This window comes from Streptomyces sp. NPDC050439, from assembly GCF_040655335.1.
Lineage (GTDB): Bacteria > Actinomycetota > Actinomycetes > Streptomycetales > Streptomycetaceae > Streptomyces.
In genome coordinates, this window is the sequence record NZ_JBFAJT010000001.1 from 874,734 (window position 1) to 891,973 (window position 17,240).

Annotated in this window: 14 protein-coding genes; 6 read left to right on the forward strand and 8 right to left on the reverse strand. The window is 71.4% G+C overall.

Going from position 1 to position 17,240, the window contains the following annotated elements; genetic code table 11:
* Positions 1-6: 6 nt before the first annotated feature.
* The 6 genes from AB0I66_RS03940 to AB0I66_RS03965 form a co-directional block, all read right to left on the reverse strand.
* Entirely contained in the window at positions 7-1,911 is a 1,905-nt protein-coding gene (locus AB0I66_RS03940) for an ABC transporter ATP-binding protein (RefSeq protein ID WP_363206077.1), read from the reverse strand.
* Between the two features lie 304 nt (positions 1,912-2,215).
* Positions 2,216-3,205 (reverse strand): ParB/RepB/Spo0J family partition protein, encoded by a 990-nt coding sequence (locus tag AB0I66_RS03945; RefSeq protein ID WP_363206078.1) that lies wholly within the window; start codon positions 3,203-3,205, stop codon positions 2,216-2,218.
* A 386-nt stretch (positions 3,206-3,591) separates the two neighbouring features.
* Complete coding sequence (gene aroF, locus AB0I66_RS03950) at positions 3,592-4,647, reverse strand: 3-deoxy-7-phosphoheptulonate synthase (protein WP_363206079.1); 1,056 nt, start codon at positions 4,645-4,647, stop codon at positions 3,592-3,594.
* Between the two features lie 107 nt (positions 4,648-4,754).
* On the reverse strand, positions 4,755-6,044 hold the full coding sequence (locus AB0I66_RS03955) for a HAMP domain-containing sensor histidine kinase (RefSeq protein ID WP_363206080.1): 1,290 nt from the start codon (positions 6,042-6,044) through the stop codon (positions 4,755-4,757).
* Between the two features lies 1 nt (position 6,045).
* On the reverse strand, positions 6,046-6,699 hold the full coding sequence (locus tag AB0I66_RS03960) for a response regulator transcription factor (protein WP_363206081.1): 654 nt from the start codon (positions 6,697-6,699) through the stop codon (positions 6,046-6,048).
* A gap of 344 nt (positions 6,700-7,043) precedes the next feature.
* Positions 7,044-9,953, reverse strand: a complete 2,910-nt coding sequence (locus AB0I66_RS03965; RefSeq protein WP_363206082.1) for an AAA family ATPase — start codon at positions 9,951-9,953, stop codon at positions 7,044-7,046.
* Between the two features lie 477 nt (positions 9,954-10,430).
* Between AB0I66_RS03965 and AB0I66_RS03970 the strand changes: the two genes are divergently transcribed.
* Positions 10,431-11,216 carry an SAM-dependent methyltransferase gene (locus AB0I66_RS03970; protein WP_363206083.1) on the forward strand — a complete coding sequence of 262 codons (786 nt, stop codon included), beginning with the start codon at positions 10,431-10,433 and terminating at the stop codon, positions 11,214-11,216.
* Between the two features lie 10 nt (positions 11,217-11,226).
* Here AB0I66_RS03970 and AB0I66_RS03975 read toward each other — a convergent pair whose 3' ends face one another.
* Together AB0I66_RS03975 and AB0I66_RS03980 are read right to left on the reverse strand one after the other, a co-directional pair.
* Entirely contained in the window at positions 11,227-12,363 is a 1,137-nt protein-coding gene (locus AB0I66_RS03975; RefSeq protein WP_363206084.1) for an NAD(P)/FAD-dependent oxidoreductase, read from the reverse strand.
* A gap of 64 nt (positions 12,364-12,427) precedes the next feature.
* Positions 12,428-13,141, reverse strand: coding sequence for a TetR/AcrR family transcriptional regulator C-terminal domain-containing protein (locus AB0I66_RS03980; protein WP_363206085.1), 714 nt, complete (start codon positions 13,139-13,141; stop codon positions 12,428-12,430).
* Between the two features lie 238 nt (positions 13,142-13,379).
* On the opposite strand from AB0I66_RS03980, the gene AB0I66_RS03985 reads away from it, so the two are divergent.
* The 5 genes from AB0I66_RS03985 to AB0I66_RS04005 all read left to right on the forward strand — a co-directional run bounded on the left by AB0I66_RS03985 (position 13,380) and on the right by AB0I66_RS04005 (position 17,224).
* Positions 13,380-13,796, forward strand: coding sequence for an ATP-binding protein (locus AB0I66_RS03985; RefSeq protein WP_363206086.1), 417 nt, complete (start codon positions 13,380-13,382; stop codon positions 13,794-13,796).
* Between the two features lie 131 nt (positions 13,797-13,927).
* Positions 13,928-14,284 (forward strand): DUF779 domain-containing protein, encoded by a 357-nt coding sequence (locus tag AB0I66_RS03990; protein WP_363206087.1) that lies wholly within the window; start codon positions 13,928-13,930, stop codon positions 14,282-14,284.
* Positions 14,285-14,446: 162 nt separating this feature from the next.
* Complete coding sequence (locus AB0I66_RS03995) at positions 14,447-15,664, forward strand: phosphodiester glycosidase family protein (RefSeq protein ID WP_363206088.1); 1,218 nt, start codon at positions 14,447-14,449, stop codon at positions 15,662-15,664.
* An 85-nt stretch (positions 15,665-15,749) separates the two neighbouring features.
* Positions 15,750-16,304 (forward strand): RNA polymerase sigma factor, encoded by a 555-nt coding sequence (locus AB0I66_RS04000; protein WP_363206089.1) that lies wholly within the window; start codon positions 15,750-15,752, stop codon positions 16,302-16,304.
* Entirely contained in the window at positions 16,301-17,224 is a 924-nt protein-coding gene (locus AB0I66_RS04005; RefSeq protein WP_363206090.1) for a CU044_5270 family protein, read from the forward strand. Before AB0I66_RS04000 ends, AB0I66_RS04005 begins: the two co-directional genes overlap by 4 nt.
* Positions 17,225-17,240 lie beyond the last annotated feature (16 nt).

Genomic DNA, 17,240 nt, shown 5'->3' on the forward strand with positions numbered 1-17,240 from the left:
AGGCGCTCAGCGCTCGTCCGGATCGGCGCCGAGGCGCAGGATGTGCTCGGCGCCCACCGCGGGCGGCGGGCCGCCGCCGAGGACCGGCCCGTGCAGCACCCGCTCCTTGTGGGCGTCCGGCGCCGCTCCGTTGGTGCCGGGGCGGTTGAACTGCGTGTGGTACAGCTCGGCGTAGAGCCCTCCTGCCGCGAGGAGTTCGTCGTGCGTGCCGCTCTCGCGGACCTCGCCCTCGTCGATGACGAGGATCTGGTCCGCCTCGCGGATGGTGGACAGACGGTGGGCGATCACCAGCGAGGTCCTGTCGCGTAACGCGGTGGTCAGCGCCTGCTGGATGGCCGCCTCGGACTCGGAGTCCAGGTGGGCGGTGGCCTCGTCCAGCACCACGACGGAGGGCGCCTTCAGGAGCAGCCTGGCCAGGGCGAGGCGTTGTTTCTCGCCGCCGGAGAGCCGGTAACCGCGGTCGCCGACCACGGTGTCGAGGCCGCTGGGCAGGGAGCGGATCAGGTCGCCGATCTGGGCCGCGTCGCACGCCCGGAGCAGGTCGCGCTGGGTGGCGTCGGGGCGGGCGTAGGACAGGTTCACGCGGATCGTGTCGTGGTAGAAGTGCGCGTCCTGGCTGACCACTCCGACGACGTCGCGCAGTGAGTCGAGGCTGACGTCGCGGAGGTCGTGGCCGTCGACGCGGACACTTCCCGACGTCGGGTCGTAGAGCCGGGACACCAGGTGGGTGGTGGTGGTCTTGCCGCCGCCCGACGGGCCGACGAGGGCCGTGAGCTTGCCCGCGGGCACCCGGAAGGTCATCCCGTGGAGGACCTCCGCGGTCTCCTTGGCCCGCTCGGCCGCCGACAGGGCGTTGGATTCGAGCGAGGCCAGGGAGACGTCGCTGGCGCGCGGGTACCGGAAGGACACCTGGTCGAACTCGATCTCCGGTGCGGGGCCACTGCCGGGTGCGGGGAGCGCGACCGGGTCCGGCTTCTCCTCGATGAGGGGCTTGAGGTCGAGCACCTCGAAGATCCGGTCGAAGCTGATCATCGCGGTCAGCGCGTTGGACTGCAGGGCGGACAGTTGCGTGATGGGCCCGTAGAGCCGGCCGAGGAGCGCGGCCAGGGCGACCAGTGTGCCGATGCGGAACACGTCGTCGAGCACGAGACGGCCGCCGATGCCGTAGACGAGGGCGGTCGCCAGGGACGCGATCAGTGCCATGAAGATGAAGGAGAGCCTGCTGTAGACGGTCCAGACGACACCGACCTGGCGCACCTCGCCCGCCCGTGTCTCGAACGCGGCCGCTTCCTCGCGGGGGCGCCCGAAGAGCTTGGCGAGCATCGCCCCGCCGACGTTGAAGCGCTCGTTGATGATGCCGCCCAGCTCGCCGTTGGCCTGCATCTGTGCCCGGGAGTAGTGCTGCAGGCGCCGGCCGACGTAGATGCCGGGCACGATGAACAGCGGCAGCATGGCGACGGCGATCAGGCTGATGAGCCAGGACAGGTAGAACATCTCGGTGAGGACCAGGAGCACGGTCAGCACGCTGGTCGCGGAGACCAGCATCGTGGTGAGGGCCTGCTGGGCGAGCATGACGTCGCCGTTGAGGCGGCTGGCGAGCAGCCCCGTCTGGGTCCGGGTGAAGAACGCCATCGGCTGCCGCTGTACGTGCTTGAAGGCCTCGACCCGCAGGTCGTGGCTGATGCCCTGTCCGATGCGCCCGGAGAAATAGCTCTGCACGAGTTGTGCGACCGCGTCGACGACGGCGAGTCCGGCCACGACGAGGGCGACGGCGACAATGACCGACGAGTCGTCCTTGAGTATTCCGTCGTCGATGATCTTTTTGAGCAGCAAGGGTGTCGACACGACGATGACGGAATCCACCACGGTGGTCACAAGGAGAAAGGCGAACGCGATTTTGTGCGGCTTCATGTAGGACATTGCCCGGCGTACTGATCCCGGCCGGAGCGATTGCTTCTGGGCCCCGGATTGCGGCCCTCCGACGGTAGGTCCACCAGGTCCTTGGGTGATCAACACGCGACGGAATCCTCCTGCTTCGGCGTTACGGAATTAAGTCCGCTGATATGGCACGCAATTCACTCACCCGCAGGACGATACCTTTCGGGATTCCTGCCATCCAGGCCCGCAATTGGGCACCGTATTGGGCGCGTTGCGGCGCGAGTTCGGCGTCCAACCGGGCAATCTGCTCGGTTGGACGCCAGGGCCGTCGCCTGTCCTATGCGGTCTCGGCGACCTTGCGCTGGACGCGCACGGCGACCTCCGCCCACATCTCCGCGCACTCGTTGGCCAGATGGGCCACGATCCGGCCGCAGTGGGGCGGGGTCCTGTCGATGATCTCGTCCCACTCCTCCGCGCTGATCGTGTGGATGTTGAGCAGCCGCAGCAGGATGCGGCCGGTCTCGCTGAAGCGCAGCGCCGGGTCCGCGCTGAGTCGCTTGAGGACCGCGGTGCGGTCCTGGGTCGCGTCGCGGTCGGGCACGGCGGTGGGCCCCGGCCCCTGGCCGCTCATGGGGGCGCTCGTGAGGCCGTCGCCGGCACCGCGTTTCCCGCGCCGCGGCAGCGGGTCCTCGCCCCGCATCATCCGGTTGCGTACGTCGCGGACCGTCTCCGGGGAGATGGCCGCGACGCGTGCGATCTGCCGCAGGGACAACTGGGGGTTCTCGGCGATGAGTTCGCTGGCCACCCTGCGTCCCTCGGTCCCGTCGACCGGGCGCACCCGCCCGTCGTGGCCGATCCTGCTCGCTTCGCCGGCCCGGTCGGCCGGGTCCCGTCTGCGGATCTCCGCCACGGTTCCCGGGGCGAGGCCGCTGACGGAGGCGATCATCCGGTCCGACCACTGCGGGTGCGAGGCGATGATGCGCCCGGCGGCACGCTTCCGGTCGGCCGTGGTCAGCGGCAGGCCGTGCGTGACGTTGGACTCGACGGCCAGCACGAAGGCGTCGGCCGTGTCCCCTTCGAAGAACCGCACCGCGATCTTGCGCCGGCCCCGCAGCTCGGCGGCCCGCACGCGGTGCAGTCCGTCGATGACGCGCATGGTCGGGCGGTGCACGGTGATGGGCGGCAGCGGGCTCTGCACCACTGCGAGCGCCTCCACGTGTTCCTGGTCCATTCCGGAGATTCGCGGTGAGTCGGCCGTCGACAGTGCGTTGATCTCCACTTCGACGACCATGAGTTGGTCGATCTGCGCATGCCCGGGTATTGCCAACTGAAATCCCCCTAGTGATCTGATGTCTCCCGTGCTCGCTCGACCACCCGCTGGTCAGGAGCGGCGCAGTTTCCGGGAGAGATCGACCATGAAGTGAAAGGTGTGGCGCGCCGAGAAGACTGGTTCGCCCGATGTCCGGGCGATGAACGAGGTGCGCGGAAATACGTCACCGTCATGCGGTGACGAGCCCGAGCCGCACATCTCTCGTCGAATCGCGGAACTGCACCCGCACGTGGCGCCACTTCCCCTCCGTCGGGGTTCCGTTCCGTTTCTGAGAGTGGAGCGGAATCCCGCTGGCCGAACCACGTTCACCCTAACAACGCGCTTATGGGCCTGGTACCCCTCACTAGCAGAATTGATCTAGGGCGGGAAACCCCTATTCACCCCTATCGGGCACCAGGTCCCGCCCCGGCCCGCGCCGGCGGCTGCGTGAGGGTGCGGCCCATCAGCGGAGACAGGACCGCGGCGGTGTCGGCGAGCTCTCCGATCTCCGCCCGCGTGACGGCTTGTTTGCCGTCGCAGAGCGCCGTCCTGGGGTCGGGATGCACGTCGATCATGACGCCGTCGGCTCCGACGGCGATGGCGGCACGGGTGAGGGGGGCGACGAGGTCGCGGCGGCCTCCCGAGTGCGAGGGGTCCACGATCACCGGCAGGTGGGAGAGGCGCTGGACGACCGGCACCGCGCTGATGTCCAGGGTGTTGCGGGTGGCGGTCTCGAAGGTGCGGATGCCGCGTTCGCAGAGCACGATGTCCAGGTTGCCGCGCTGCGCGATGTACTCCGCGGCCATCAGCCACTCCTCGACCGTGGCGCCGAAGCCGCGCTTGAGGAGAACGGGTCGGCCGGCCGCGCCCACCGCCTGCAGGAGCGCGAAGTTGTGCATGTTGCGGGTGCCGATCTGCAGCATGTCCGCGTAGGGGGCGACCAGTTCGACGCTGGCCGGGTCGATGACCTCGGTGACCACCGGCAGTCCGGTCTCGTCCCTGACGTCGGCGAGTATCCGCAGCCCCTCCTCGCCGAGCCCTTGGTAGGCGTACGGGGAGGTGCGCGGTTTGAAGGCTCCGCCGCGCAGCAGGGAGGCCCCGGCCGCCTTGGCCAGGTGCGCGGCGGCCAGGGTCTGTTCGGGGCTCTCCACCGCGCACGGGCCCGCGATCACCGTGAGGGTGTCCGGTCCGATGGGCACGCCGCCCACCCTGATCACGGACCGGTCGGGGTGGTGCTCGCGGCTGACCAGCTTGTACGGGACCGAGATCCGTACGACGTCCAGGACGCCCCGGCGGTCGGACAGGTTGAGGGCGTCGAACGCCTCCACGTCTCCCACCAGACCGACGATGGTGCGGGTCACGCCGCGGCTGACGAACGCGTCGCCGCCCGCCGCCCTCACCAGTTCGACGACCGTGTCCACGTCCTGCTGTGTGGCCCCGGGGGCCATCACGACGACCATTGGGTTTCCTCCCGTTGCTGGGGACGGCTTCGCCATGTCCGGCGGCTCATGCGGACGGGGGGATCCGGCAGGCGCCGCACCAACGGTAGGAGTTCGCGGTCCGCCCCTCAACGGATGGCCGGGGCATCGTCCAACTGCGCAGCGTTCGGGGCAGGTCGGGAAACCGGCGACCGGGGCGGGAAGGAGACCTCCACCACGAGGCCGCCGCCGGGGCGGGCGTGCGCGCTGATCACGGCGTCGTGGGCGACGGCGATGGCGCGGACGATGGAGAGGCCGAGCCCGTGATGGCCGTCGCCTGCGGTGCGGCCGAGCCGCTGGAAGGGTTCGAAGAGCTGCTCCACCTGCTCGGGCGGCACCTCGGGTCCGGTGTTGGCCACGGTGACGACGGCCCGCCCGGCATCGGTGCGGGTGGTGACCTCCACGTGGCCGCCGGGGGTGTTGTAGTCGGTGGCGTTGTCGATGAGGTTGGCCACCAGACGCTGGACGAGCGCGGAGTCGCCCGAGGTGTCGGCGGGCCCGATCGTGGTCTCGACGCGCAGCTCCCGCCGCCCCGTCTCGGTGCGCGAGGCCTCCACGACCTCCTCGGCGATGACCGCGAGGTCGAGCGGCTCACGATGGTCCAGGCCCCGCTCACTGCTGGACAGGGTGAGCAGCGATTCGAGCAGCCGGGCCTGCTGCTTGCTGATGTCCAGGAGCCGCTCGAAGTTGGAGCGGAACGACTCGCGGGTGGCATCGCGGTCGATGAGGGACTCCTCCAGGAGCGCGTGCTCCAGGGTGAGCGGGGTGCGCAGTTCGTGCGCCGCGTTGGCGACGAAACGCTTGTGGGAGTCGAGGGCCGTCTCCAGGCGGCCGAGGAGGCCGTCGACGGTGTCGGCCAGGTCCTTCAGTTCGTCGGCGGGGCCGACGACGGCGAGGCGCTCGTGCATGTTGCGGGCCGAGATGCGCTGGATGGAGCCCGTCATCGTGCGCAGCGGTCGCAGGACGCGCCCCGCGACCACCCAGCCGAGGCCGATCGCGATCACGGCCATGATGGCCAGCGCGATGCCGGACTGGACCAGCAGGTGGTCCATCTCGATCTCGTGCTGCCGGATCGCCTGGTCGCGCAGCTGCTGGGTGATGTCGTTGAGCTGCACGGAGGAGTTGGACTCGGGGTAGCCGAGGTAGAGGCGGCCGTCGGCGCCCGGTTCGAGCACGGGTTCGCCGCCCCGGTTCTTGACGAGGACGAGGTTCGCCGGTGAGCGGGCCACGAGCAGATTGGTGATGGCGAGCAGCACCACGCCCGAGGCGACGAACAGCACTCCGTAGAGGAGTGTCAGGCGGACGCGTACCCGGCGCGGCAGCAGCCGGCGGGTGAGTCCCGGTGCCAGGGCGAAGGGCGTGAGCAGGCGCATGGGCATCTCAAATCCGGTAGCCGCCACGGGGAACGGTCTCGATCACGGGCGGGTCGCCGAGCTTCGGGCGCAGACGGTTGATCGTGGCCTTGACCGTCGTGGTGAACGGGTCGGCCGCCTCGTCCCACACCCGTTCCAGGAGTTCCTCCGCCGAGACCACTCGGCCCTGGGCCGCGAGCAGGTACTCGAGTACCGCGAACTCCTTGGGAGTCAGCGCCAGACGCACGCCTGCGCGCGAGGCCATCCGCTGCGCCGGGTCCAACCGCAGGTCTCCCTGGACGAGGACCGGCGGCAGCGCGGGCTGCGAGCGCCGGGCCAGCGCCCGGATGCGGGCGACCAGTTCGGCGTACGCGAAGGGCTTGGGGAGGTAGTCGTCCGCGCCGAGGCTGAACCCCTCCACCCGGTGGGCGATCGTGCCGGACGCGGTGAGCATCAGCACCCGGGCGTGCATGGGCTGGGCGGCCAGGGCGACGCAGACCTGGTCCCCGTGGACTCCGGGGAGGTCCCGGTCGAGCACGACCACGTCGTACTCGACGACCGTCGTGCGTTCCAGCGCGTCCGAGCCGTCGTAGACGACGTCGACCGCCATGCCCTCGCGGCGGAGCACGCGCGCCACCGAATGCGCCAGCTCGGCGTGGTCCTCGACCACCAGTACCCTCATCGCCCACCCCTCGCAGGGCGCGTCACGAACGGAGGGGAGGGATCGCGGGCCGGGCCGCGGCAGAGGCTGATCATGCGGCACCACGTTGCCCGATCCCACGTCACGCACCGGTCACAGCTCCGGCGACGACCCCCCGTCGACGCGCTCTCGTGTCCGACCTGCTGCTGCCGAAAGCGTACCGCCGCGGTGGCGGATCCTCCGGTCACAGCTTCACGGACCGCAGTGTGACCGGCCGCCGCGTAGAAACGGAGAGCGCATGAACCGCATGCGGAGCACCTGGTCCGGGAGAGGAGATGCAGGCCGTGGTCATGAGCCCGCGCGACGACCTGCACCTCCGGCACCGTCTACACCACGCGCAGCCGGTTGTGGGCCCCGCTGTCGTTCCGGCCATCCCGGCGCCCTTCCCGTCCGCCCTCCCGCCTGCCGGGGCCCGCGACCGGTACGGGAACGGGGCTGAGTTTCGCCGCCAGGTCGGCCCGGCGCTGGACGGCGAGCTTGCGGTAGGCGCGCGTGAGGTGCTGCTCGACGGTGCTGATCGTGATGAACAGCTTGTCGGCGATCTGCCGGTTGGTGTGGCCGCGGGCCGCGAGCGTCGCCACGCGCAGCTCCGCGTCGCTGAGGTCGTCGGCCTTGCGGCGGGGGCCGGAGGACCACTGCTGATCGGCGGGGTGCGAGCGCGCGGTGTCGGCCACCGGCAGCACCCTGGGGACGGGCACCCCGCACTCCCGTCCCAGTTGCTGCGCCTTGCGGGCCAGGGACCGTGCCTGACCGCTGTTGCCGAGCTCGCGGTGGGCGCGGGCCAGTTCGTCCGTCGCGCGGGCCAGCTCCACGCGGTGGCCGCGCTCCCGCAGGATGTCGATGGCCTCGCCCAGGAGCACGAGACGTCGTCCGGGGCTGAGCGCGCTGGCGAGGACCCGCAGCGAGACACCGCGCGTCCCGGCGTGCCCCGCGCTCGTGGCGTCGACGAGGGCCAGTTGCTCCTGGGCGAGCGTCCTTGCCCGGTCGTCGTCACCGAGCAGCAGATGGGCCTCGGCCGCGTCCGTGCGCCAGGGGACCAGGGCGGGCAGATCGAACCCCCACCGGGTCATGAGGTCGCCGCAGGTGTGGAAGTCGTCGAGCGCGGCGTACGGGCGCCCGGCGGCGAGGTAGTAGTGGCCGCGCGCCCGGAGGTGGAGCAGTCCGTCGGGGGTGTGGAACGCCGGCTCGGGCACGGGGACGGCGAGTTGGGCCGCTGCCTCGTCGAGACGGCCCATGGCGGTCTTGGCGAACACCGCGGTGGCGAGCGGCGAGGCGACCGCGACACCCCAGCCCTCGGGCGGGACCATCGTGAGGGCCGAGTGTGCCGACTCCTCCGCGGCGGCGAGTGCGCCGATCCTGAGCTCGACGCGCGCCTTGGTGGCGGTGAGCAGGGCCTGCCACATGGGTGCGTGCCGTTCGGCGGCTTCCGCGCACAGGGTCTCGCACCAGAGGGCCGCGGTGTCCAGCCGGTCGGCGAGGACAAGGGAGTTCAGCGCGACGACGAGCGCGGTCAGCGTGTTGTCGTCGAGGCGTGTGCTCTGCAGGATCTGCTCCGCCCGGACCACGACGTCGTCGCCCGCCCCGTCGAGCACCGCTCTCATCAGGGTGGCCGCGCGCTGATGGGGACTGCGCGCGGGCGTTCGCGCGCACCGCTCGGAATCGCCGTGCCGGGCGCGGGCGCGCGGGGAGCCGGGGAGCCCCGGATATGCGTACGCCGTCCAGGACCGGACGCAGTCGATCGGACGCCCGGCTTCCGCGGACGGCTGCCCGCAGGCCTCGGCGCCCGTGCCGTCCCGTTCGGCGGCGTCGAGTATCTCCAGGGCCGGGCCGGTCTGACCGAACCAGAGCAGGTGGCCGACGAGTTCGGCGGTCTGCCGGTCGCCGAGTCCGCCGTCGAGCGCGTCGCCGGTGAGCTCCGCCAGGTGCCGGGCGACGCTGGCCGGGTTGAGCCGCCAGCCGGCCCGGGTCAGTGCCTCCCTGATGGCCGTGGACCCGCGGGGGTCGGTGCAGGTGTCGCGGGCGGCACGCAGGCAGGTGAGGGCCAGTTCGGCCTCGTCGTCGGCGAGCGCCCGCTCGGCCGCCTCCAGGAGTGTGCCGAGCGCCCACGGGGCGTCGATGGGCTCGGCCGCGATCAGATGCTGGACCACCACGGTCGCCGCTTCGCCGTGCTCGTGCAGCACTTGGGCGACGCGGGCCTCGAGGCGGGCGCGATGTGCGGGCTCCATGCTCCGCAGGACCGCGGCCCTGCCCGCTTCGTGGCGGAACCAGCCGGAGTCGAGCAGTCCGGCGTCGTTCAGGGCGCGCAGGCTGCGGTGGACCGACTCCCGGCTGGTTCCCAGGACTTCCACCAGCTCGGCGAGCGGCACGTCCTGGCCGACCACGGCCAGCGCCCACGCCGTGTGCCGCGTCGACACGTCACTGCGGTACAGGCCCGTGGCGACGGCCTGGGCGAAGGCTTCGCCCGGCACCGGACCCGCGGCGCCGAACCCGCCGTCCTGCGAGGCACGGTGGTCCTCGATCAACGCGCGGGTCAGGAGGGGGTTTCCGCCGCCCACCCGGTGGAGCTGGGAGACGAGCCGGCGCGTCCCCCACCCCTCGCCACCGAACCCGAAGATCATCTCGGCCACTCCGTGCCGCTCGAGCGGTCCGAGCCTGATATTGCGGCAGCCCGGAAGGCGCAGCAAATCAACGTGTAATCGCGGATTGCCGGCCAGAAATCCGCTGTTCTCTCCCAGGACCACCAGAATGCGGCTGGCGTCGAGCCGGCGCGCCAGGTACAGGACGCATTCCAGGGAGTGGCTGTCGGCATGGTGCACGTCGTCGATGCTGAGAACCACCGGCCTTTCCCTGGCCTGTTCCAGGACAATCCCACAGAGCTTGGGAACCTCATTCATCACGACGGCGGGCAGCACCCCCTCGGCCCGCCGAATCTGCGCGGCCACCGCCATCAGGTCCACGAGGCGGGCCGCCCGCTTGGCGTCGGCCCCCGGCAGATCCGCGCCGAGCAGCAACTGTCCCATTACGCCAAGAGGCAGGTCACTCTCCGCCTCCGACGCCGTGGCCTGCAGGAACAACGCCCCGGCAGCAGTTGCCCGTTCACCGAAAGCCTGCAGCAGGGCGGTTTTCCCGCTGGCCACCGCGCCGCTCACCAATAGCACTCCGCCATGCCCCGCCAAAGAGGCGTTGAGCATGCCGTCCATGATCGTGAATTCTTCCCTACGGTCCACCAAGTCCATGTGCCGACTTCTCCCCCGCGCCTGACGGCTGATCCCAGAGCGGCCGGACGGTCAGCCGGATCGCCCCTTTCGACTTGCCCGGCCACTTGCTTGAATACTCTGCCATATCTGAAAATCAACCACCAGCGCCATTTGACTCAATGATGTCGAATAACCGTCGCGAACGCGCCACTTGGCCGAAGACCGGACTTCCCTGTTCCATATCGCCGGGAAACGCGCACGGTATTGCCGATGATGCGGAAACCAATGGAAATTCGGAAGGTTCTCCAGGGGCCGCGCGAAGAGACGGCAGAGGCGGCCGCGCACACCCGTGACAGCTGAACCGACGGGACGAATGGCGCGAACGGCACGGCTCGGCCGCGCGGGGTGTGACTGATTCATCGCCCTCGCGCGCCCGACCCCAACACCCCATGCTCAAGGTGATGTTGCTGTGGCAGACTGCGGCGATCCAAGCGTCTCGCAGCAACGGAGTACGTCATGACCGCAGGTGCGCCCAAGCCGACGATCGACACCAGCAAGCCGCATCCCGCGCGTGTCTACGACTGGTTGCTCGGCGGCAAGGACAACTACCCCGTCGACGAGGCCGTGGGCGAGAAGCTGCCGCCCGAGGCGAAGGACGCCGCGCGGCAGAACCGCGCGTTCATGAATCGTGCGACCGCCTGGCTCGCCGCCGAGGGCGTGGACCAGTTCCTCGACATCGGCACCGGCATCCCCACCGCGCCGAACCTGCACCAGATCGTCCAGAAGGCGGTGCCGTCGGCACGGGTCGTCTACACCGACAACGACCCCATCGTGCTGGCCCACGCGGAGGCCCTGTTGGTCAGCAGCCCCGAGGGGATGACCGACTACATCCAGGCGGACGTCCGCGACCCGCTGGAGATCCTCGGACACGCCCGCGGGCTCCTCGACTTCGACCGTCCGATCGCCCTCTCCCTCATCGCGCTCATGCACTTCCTGCCCGACGACCAGGACCCGTACGGCATCGTGCGCACGCTGGTGGACGCCCTGCCCTCCGGCAGCCACCTGGTGCTCTCGCACGCCTCGTCGGACATCTTCCCGGAGCTTGCCGAGCAGGTCACGGCCGAGTACGCGAAGGGCGGCATCAAGCTCGGCTTCCGCAACCGGGCCGAGGTGGCCCGCTTCTTCGACGGTCTCGACCTCGTCGACCCCGGCCTGGTGACGGCCACGGAGTGGTTCAGGGGCGACGCACGCCCGGAGGCCGAGGACAGCGGAATCTACGCGGCGGTGGCACGCGTCCGGTGACGCAGCAGGGTCACTTGCCGGCGAACAGGTCGAGCAGGCCCTGGGGGGCGTCCTGGCGGAAGCAGCGGACAAGACCGTCGGCGGACTCGGCGGCGGTCTTCTCGCTGCGCGGGAACAGCGCCTCTTCGTAGGAGGCCAGTGCCGCTTCGACGTCTCCGGGGTGCTCCGCGAGGGCCGCCCCGAGTTCGGCACCGTCGAGCATGGCGAGGTTGGCGCCCTCCCCCGCGAAGGGGGACATGAGGTGCGCCGCGTCGCCGAGCAGCGTGACGCCCGGGACGCCGTCCCAGCGGTGGCCGATCGGCAGGGCGTGGATGCGCCGGGGGATCAGCGCTCCGTCGGCGTCGGCGACCAGCGCCTGCAGGCTCTTGTCCCAGTCGGCGAAGTGCTCCAGCACGCAGGCCTTGGCGAGGCTCGTGTCGTCGGCGGTGAAGTCGATGGTGGAGATCCACTCCTCGGGGGCCCTGAGCGCGGTGTAGATGTGCAGGCTGCCGTCGGACTCCCGGTGACCGAGGAAGCCCTTGTCCTCGCCGAGCGCGAAGAGCATGCCGCCGCCCACGACCGCGGCGCTGTCCGGGTGGCGTACGTCGGCGTCCAGGAGGTCCACCTCGACGAACGAGATGCCGGTGTAGGCGGGCACGGCGTCCGAGACCAGCGGGCGGATGCGGGACCAGGCACCGTCCGCCCCGATCAGCAGGTCGGTGGTGAAGGCGGAGCCGTCGGCGAGGGTCACCTCGTGGCGGCCGCCACCGAGCGGGCGCGCCCCGGTGGTCTTCGCGCCCCAGTGCACGGCACCGTCGGGCAGCGAGCCGAGCAGCAGGTCACGCAGGTGGCCGCGGTCGACCTCGGGGCGGCCGCCGTCGCCGTCGTCCGCCTCCTCCATGCGGACCGCGGCGTCCTTGTCGAGGACGCGCACGGCCTCGCCACCGGGGTGGACGAGCGCGCGGAACTCCTCGTACAGACCGGCGGCGCGCAGGGCGGCCTGTCCGGACTCCTCGTGGATGTCGAGCATGCCGCCCTGGCCACGGGCGGCCGGTGAGGCCTCCAGGTCGAACAGGGCCGCCTCGACGCCGTTGACGTGCAGGACGCGGGCGAGCGTGAGGCCTCCGAGGCCCGCGCCGATGATGGCTATGGGGTGGTGTGTGGTCATGGTGGTGCTCCTCGTGCGTGGTGCGGGCGGTGGTCGTGCTGTCGGGTCTCGACTGCGGGAGGGCTCAGCCCTGGGCTCCGTCGACCGGGACGGGCGTGCCGACGATTCCGTTGATCAGCGCCCGGAAGCCCCAGGAGATCCGCTCCTCCGGCCGGCCTGACACGAGATCGCCGGCGAGCCGGGCGACGTGCGGGTGCGTCCGGTCCGACGCGTCCCGCAGGGCTCCGGCGAGCGCGTCCCACTCCTCCTTGGCCTCGGCGGCCCGGTCGGCCGGGGAATGCTCGGCGGGGGAATGCTCGGCGGCGGTCGCGGTGGCGTACTGCAGCAGCAGGTCGACGCCCCAGGCGGCCTGGCCGGGCGGGACCCCGCCCTCGTCCAGCAGGGCGAGCAGGGTGTCGACGAGGCGCAGGTAGTGCTCACCCCGGGGCCGTGCCACGAGCGCGGCCTTCGCGAGGCCGCGATGACGGAAGAGCACCGCCGTGCAGGAGGTGAGGACCCCCTCCAGGCGCTCCCGCCAGTCGCCCCCGACCGGCGGTGCCTCGACCGCCCCGAGGAGTTCGTCCAGGATCGCCGCGTGCAGCTCGGCGGTGTTGCGGACGTAGACGTACAGGGAGGCGGGCCCGGTGTCGAGCTCCTGGGCGAGGCGGCGCATGGTCACCTTGCCCAGGCCCTCGACGCGCATGATCTCCACCGCGGTGGCCACGATCCCGGCCCGGGAGAGGGCGGGCTTCGCGGGGCGCTCGCGGCGGCTGCGCGGGGCGTCGGAATGAGCTGTCATACGACCAGTGTAACGAACATGTTCGTTACGAGCACGTTCGGAGCGAACATGTTCGTCGAGTAGCAGGTCACAGCCTTTGAGGGCCCGGTACCAGCCCCACGCCCAGGCACTTGGTTGGCGATCAGCAGAGGCGGGCATGAGCGTGGACAGCACCGGCCGCGCATGACAGGGCGTGGCCCCGGCGAGCGGAAGTCGCCGCGAGTACGCCGGTCGTCCCAGGGGAGGGAAGTGAGTTGCCATGCGTGCGCACCAGCGCGCCCATCGGCACGTCGCCCGCGTTGAGTACGCATTGCCGCAGGAAGCCGCATCGGCCGGCCGGGCGCGGAAGCTGACCTCCGCGTTCCTCACCAGGCCCCGCCGGCAGCTGACGGAAGTGGATGCCGAACGGGTGGACGATGCCACGCTGATCGTGTCCGAACTCGTCGCCAACGCCACCGAGCACGGACGCAGTCCCTGCCGTCTGCGCCTCGAGGTATCCGACCACCATGTGACCGTCGAGGTGCACGACGCGAGCCCCGACGGCCCACGCGTGCTCGCACCGAGCACCGAACGGGACAGCGGGCGTGGCCTCGCGATGGTGCGTCACCTCGCGGCGCGGCTCGAGGTCGTCGGCAGCGGCAGGCGCGGCAAGGCGGTCCGAGCGGTTCTCGCCTGACGCAGGGCACGGTGCCGCCGGCCGCATCCGCATCCGTCCGCGACCGCAACGTCCTCGCAACGTCGCCCGCAGTTGACTGGGCGGCAGTGACAGTGACAGTGACGGCGACGGTGACCGAGGAGCGGCAGCCCATGACCGATACTCCACGCGTGGAGCTGACCCCTGCCGCGGCCGATCTGGTGCGGCGGCTGCGGGACCTGCACGGTCCGCTGATGTTCCATCAGTCCGGCGGCTGCTGCGACGGCAGTGCACCCATGTGCTATCCGGAGGGCGAGTTCCGTACCGGCGGCTCCGATGTGCGCCTGGCCTCGCTGGCCGTCGAGGGCGTGGCGGAACCGGTCGCCTTCTGGATGTCGCGCAGCCAGTACGACGTGTGGAGCCACACTCGGCTGATCGTGGACGTCGTGCCCGGCCGTGGCAGCGGCTTCTCCCTCGAAGCCCCCGAAGGCGTACGTTTCCTCATCCGTTCCCGTTTGGTCGGCACCTAGCCACTGGCCCTGCACCCGTCCGGCGCTGCCCTCTGGTGCACTTTCTGACCGACCCTCAGACTGGTGCGATTGGTCGGCAGGAGACTTCAGGGGGCATGGGTGGCAGCACGACACCGGCACATCTTGGGACGGTTCAGAACGGCGAGAGCGGCGCTCTCGGCCATGACGGCACTCGGCACGCTGGCCGGTGCGGCTCTGCTGGGAGCGGCACCGGCCGGCGGCGTGGAGGCGGACGGGAAGACGGCCGCCTCGCGGATCGCGCCGGGCGTGGAGTACCGGCAGTTCGACATCGCGGCGTCGCACGGCAAGGCTCGCGCGCATGTCCTGGACGTCGATCTGCGGAACAAGAGCACGAGCGTCGGCCTGCTCTATCCGGGCGCGGTGGGCGCCCGTTCCGTCGTCTCCGCGCTCGCGGACGGGGCGGGGGCGGTCGGCGGGATCAACGGCGACTTCTTCAACATCTCCGAGACCCAGCATCCGGGCGTCGAGGCCACCGGCGCGCCGGTCGGACCCGCGGTCGCACGCGGCCGGGCCCTCAAGGCGGCGGTGCCGAACGGGCAGCGCTTCGGCCCCGCGATGCCTCCTGGTATGACCACCCAGGCCGTGCTCGGCGTGGGCTACGACCGGCGGGCCCGCCTGGACAGCCTCCGCCTGGAAGGTGAAGTACGCACCCAGCAGACCCGGCTGCCGCTCGGCGGGCTCAACCAGTACGCCCTGCCCGTGGGTTCCGTCGGCGCGTTCACCAGCGACTGGGGCAGCACCTCGCGGGTGCGCTCCACCTGCGGCACCGACACCAACCGCGGCGCTCCCTGCAGCACGGACACCCATGAGGTGACGGTGCGCGGCGGCCGCGTGGTGGCGTCCGCGGCGACACCGGGCAGCGGTCCGGTGGCCGGCGGCACCACGGTTCTCGTCGGGCGCGAGGCGGGCGCCCAGGAGCTGCGCAAGCTCTCCGTCGGCGACCGGGTCGGCGTCAAGCACCGGCTGGTGGCGGCCGAGTCACGCAGCCCGTTCCGCTTCGCGCTCGGCGGCTTCCCCGTCCTGCGCGACGGCGCCCCGCTGCCCGGCCTCGACACCGCCACCTCGGCCGTGCGGACGGCCGCCGGGATCTCCGACGACGGCCGGCGCCTCCTGCTCCTGTCCCTGGACGGCTCCCCCGAGTTCCGTACGGGACTGACCATCGCCGAAGTCGCCGACACCTTGCGGGCGTTGGGCGCCCAGGACGGCTTCAGCCTGGACGGCGGCGGTTCCTCCACCCTGGTCTCCTCCGCGACGCTGGTCGCGAAGCTCCCGGGCGCGGACGAAGTGACCGTACGCAACAACCCCAGCGGCGGCGTGGAACGCCCGGTCCCGAACGGCATCGGCGTCTTCTCGGGCTGACCGGCGCCGGGGCGCGAACGCAGATGCGGGTGCTCGACAAGTAGGGGGTGAGACCGCCGACCGGCGGTACGGATACGGAGGTCCCGTGACCACGGACCTGGACGACGACGAGCTGCTGGCCCGCACCGCGCGGGACCCGGCGGCCTTCGAACCGCTGGTGGTGCGCCACTCAGCGGCTCTCCACGGCTACTTCGCCCGCCGGGCACCCGCTGCCGCGGACGATCTGGTCGCCGAGCTCTGGCTCCAGGCGTACGCGGCCCGGCACGGCTTCGACCCGGACCGCGGGCCCGCGCGGGCCTGGCTGTTCGGTGTCGCCCGCAACGTGCTGTCGGCGCACTGGCGGCGGCTCGACCGGCAGCGCACCGGCCCGCCGGGCGTCGGCGGTGACGACGACCCGTGGGAGGCGGTGGACGCGCGCCTCGACGCGGCGGCGGTCGCGCCGCACCTGCGCGATCTGCTGGCCGGACTTCCGGCGGAGGAACGGGAGTTGCTGCTCCTGGTCGCCTGGGAGCAGCTCACGCCCGGCGAGGCCGCCGCGGTCGTCGGCATCCCCGCGGGGACGGCCCGCTCACGGCTGCACCGCGCCCGTACCCGGCTGCGCGCGAGCGCCCCCCTGAAGCTGACTGGAGACCTGTCATGACCGAACGCGGTGACCTTCTCGACTTTCCTGGTGCCGAAGAGCTGATCGCGGCGGGTGAGGTGGCGCCGCCCGCTCCCGAGGTGGTGGCGGCGTCCCGCGCAGCGGTGGCCAGGGCAGCGCGGCGCGAGAGGGCCGTGGTCCCACTGCGCGACCGCGCCGTCCCGCGCCGCCGCAGGCTGCTGGTCGCTGCGGCCGCGGTGGCCGTGATCACCGCGGGCGCCGTGGCGTACCCGGCCCTCGATGTGGGCGGAAGCCCGGCGGCCACCGCGTCGGCGGCCCAGTTCCTGGACGACATGGCGGGCGTCGCGGCGCAGTCACCGGCCGCTGCCACGTCCCCCTACTGGAAGGTCCGCATGGAGACGGTGAACCAGGACGACGGGGAGGCGACGACGACCACCTACTTTGACCGGGCGGGCCGCATCTGGACGGTGGACGCGAACGGCACGGTCCACGGTCCCGGCAAGGGGAGCAAGACCAAGAAGTGGCCCGTGGGCAGCAAGTGGCTGACCTGGCCCGCGCTCGACAAGCTGCCCACGGGCCAGAAGGCGCTCACCGCGCTCTTTCCCAAGGACGCCGAGAGCCGCCGCCACCAGGTGACGGCCCTGCTCGAGGACTCACCCGCGAGCCCCGAACTGCGTGCCGCCCTCTTCCGGGTCCTCGCGGACTCCCCCGGCGTGAAGCTGATCGGTGACGTCAAGGACAGCAAGGGGCGCGCGGGTGTCGCCTTCGAGATCAGGTGGTCGACCATCGGGTTCTCGACCGGTCCCGGCAAGGACGTGAAGTACCGGATGACGGACCGCTACATCGTCGACCCGGACACCGGCCTTCTCCTGGAGACGACGCACAAGAACCACGGCGAGGGCGGCTCCGCGGCCCGCTACACCTGGCTGGAGGTGGGCCCGGCAGACCGTGTCGGCTGAGCCCGGACCTCCGTCC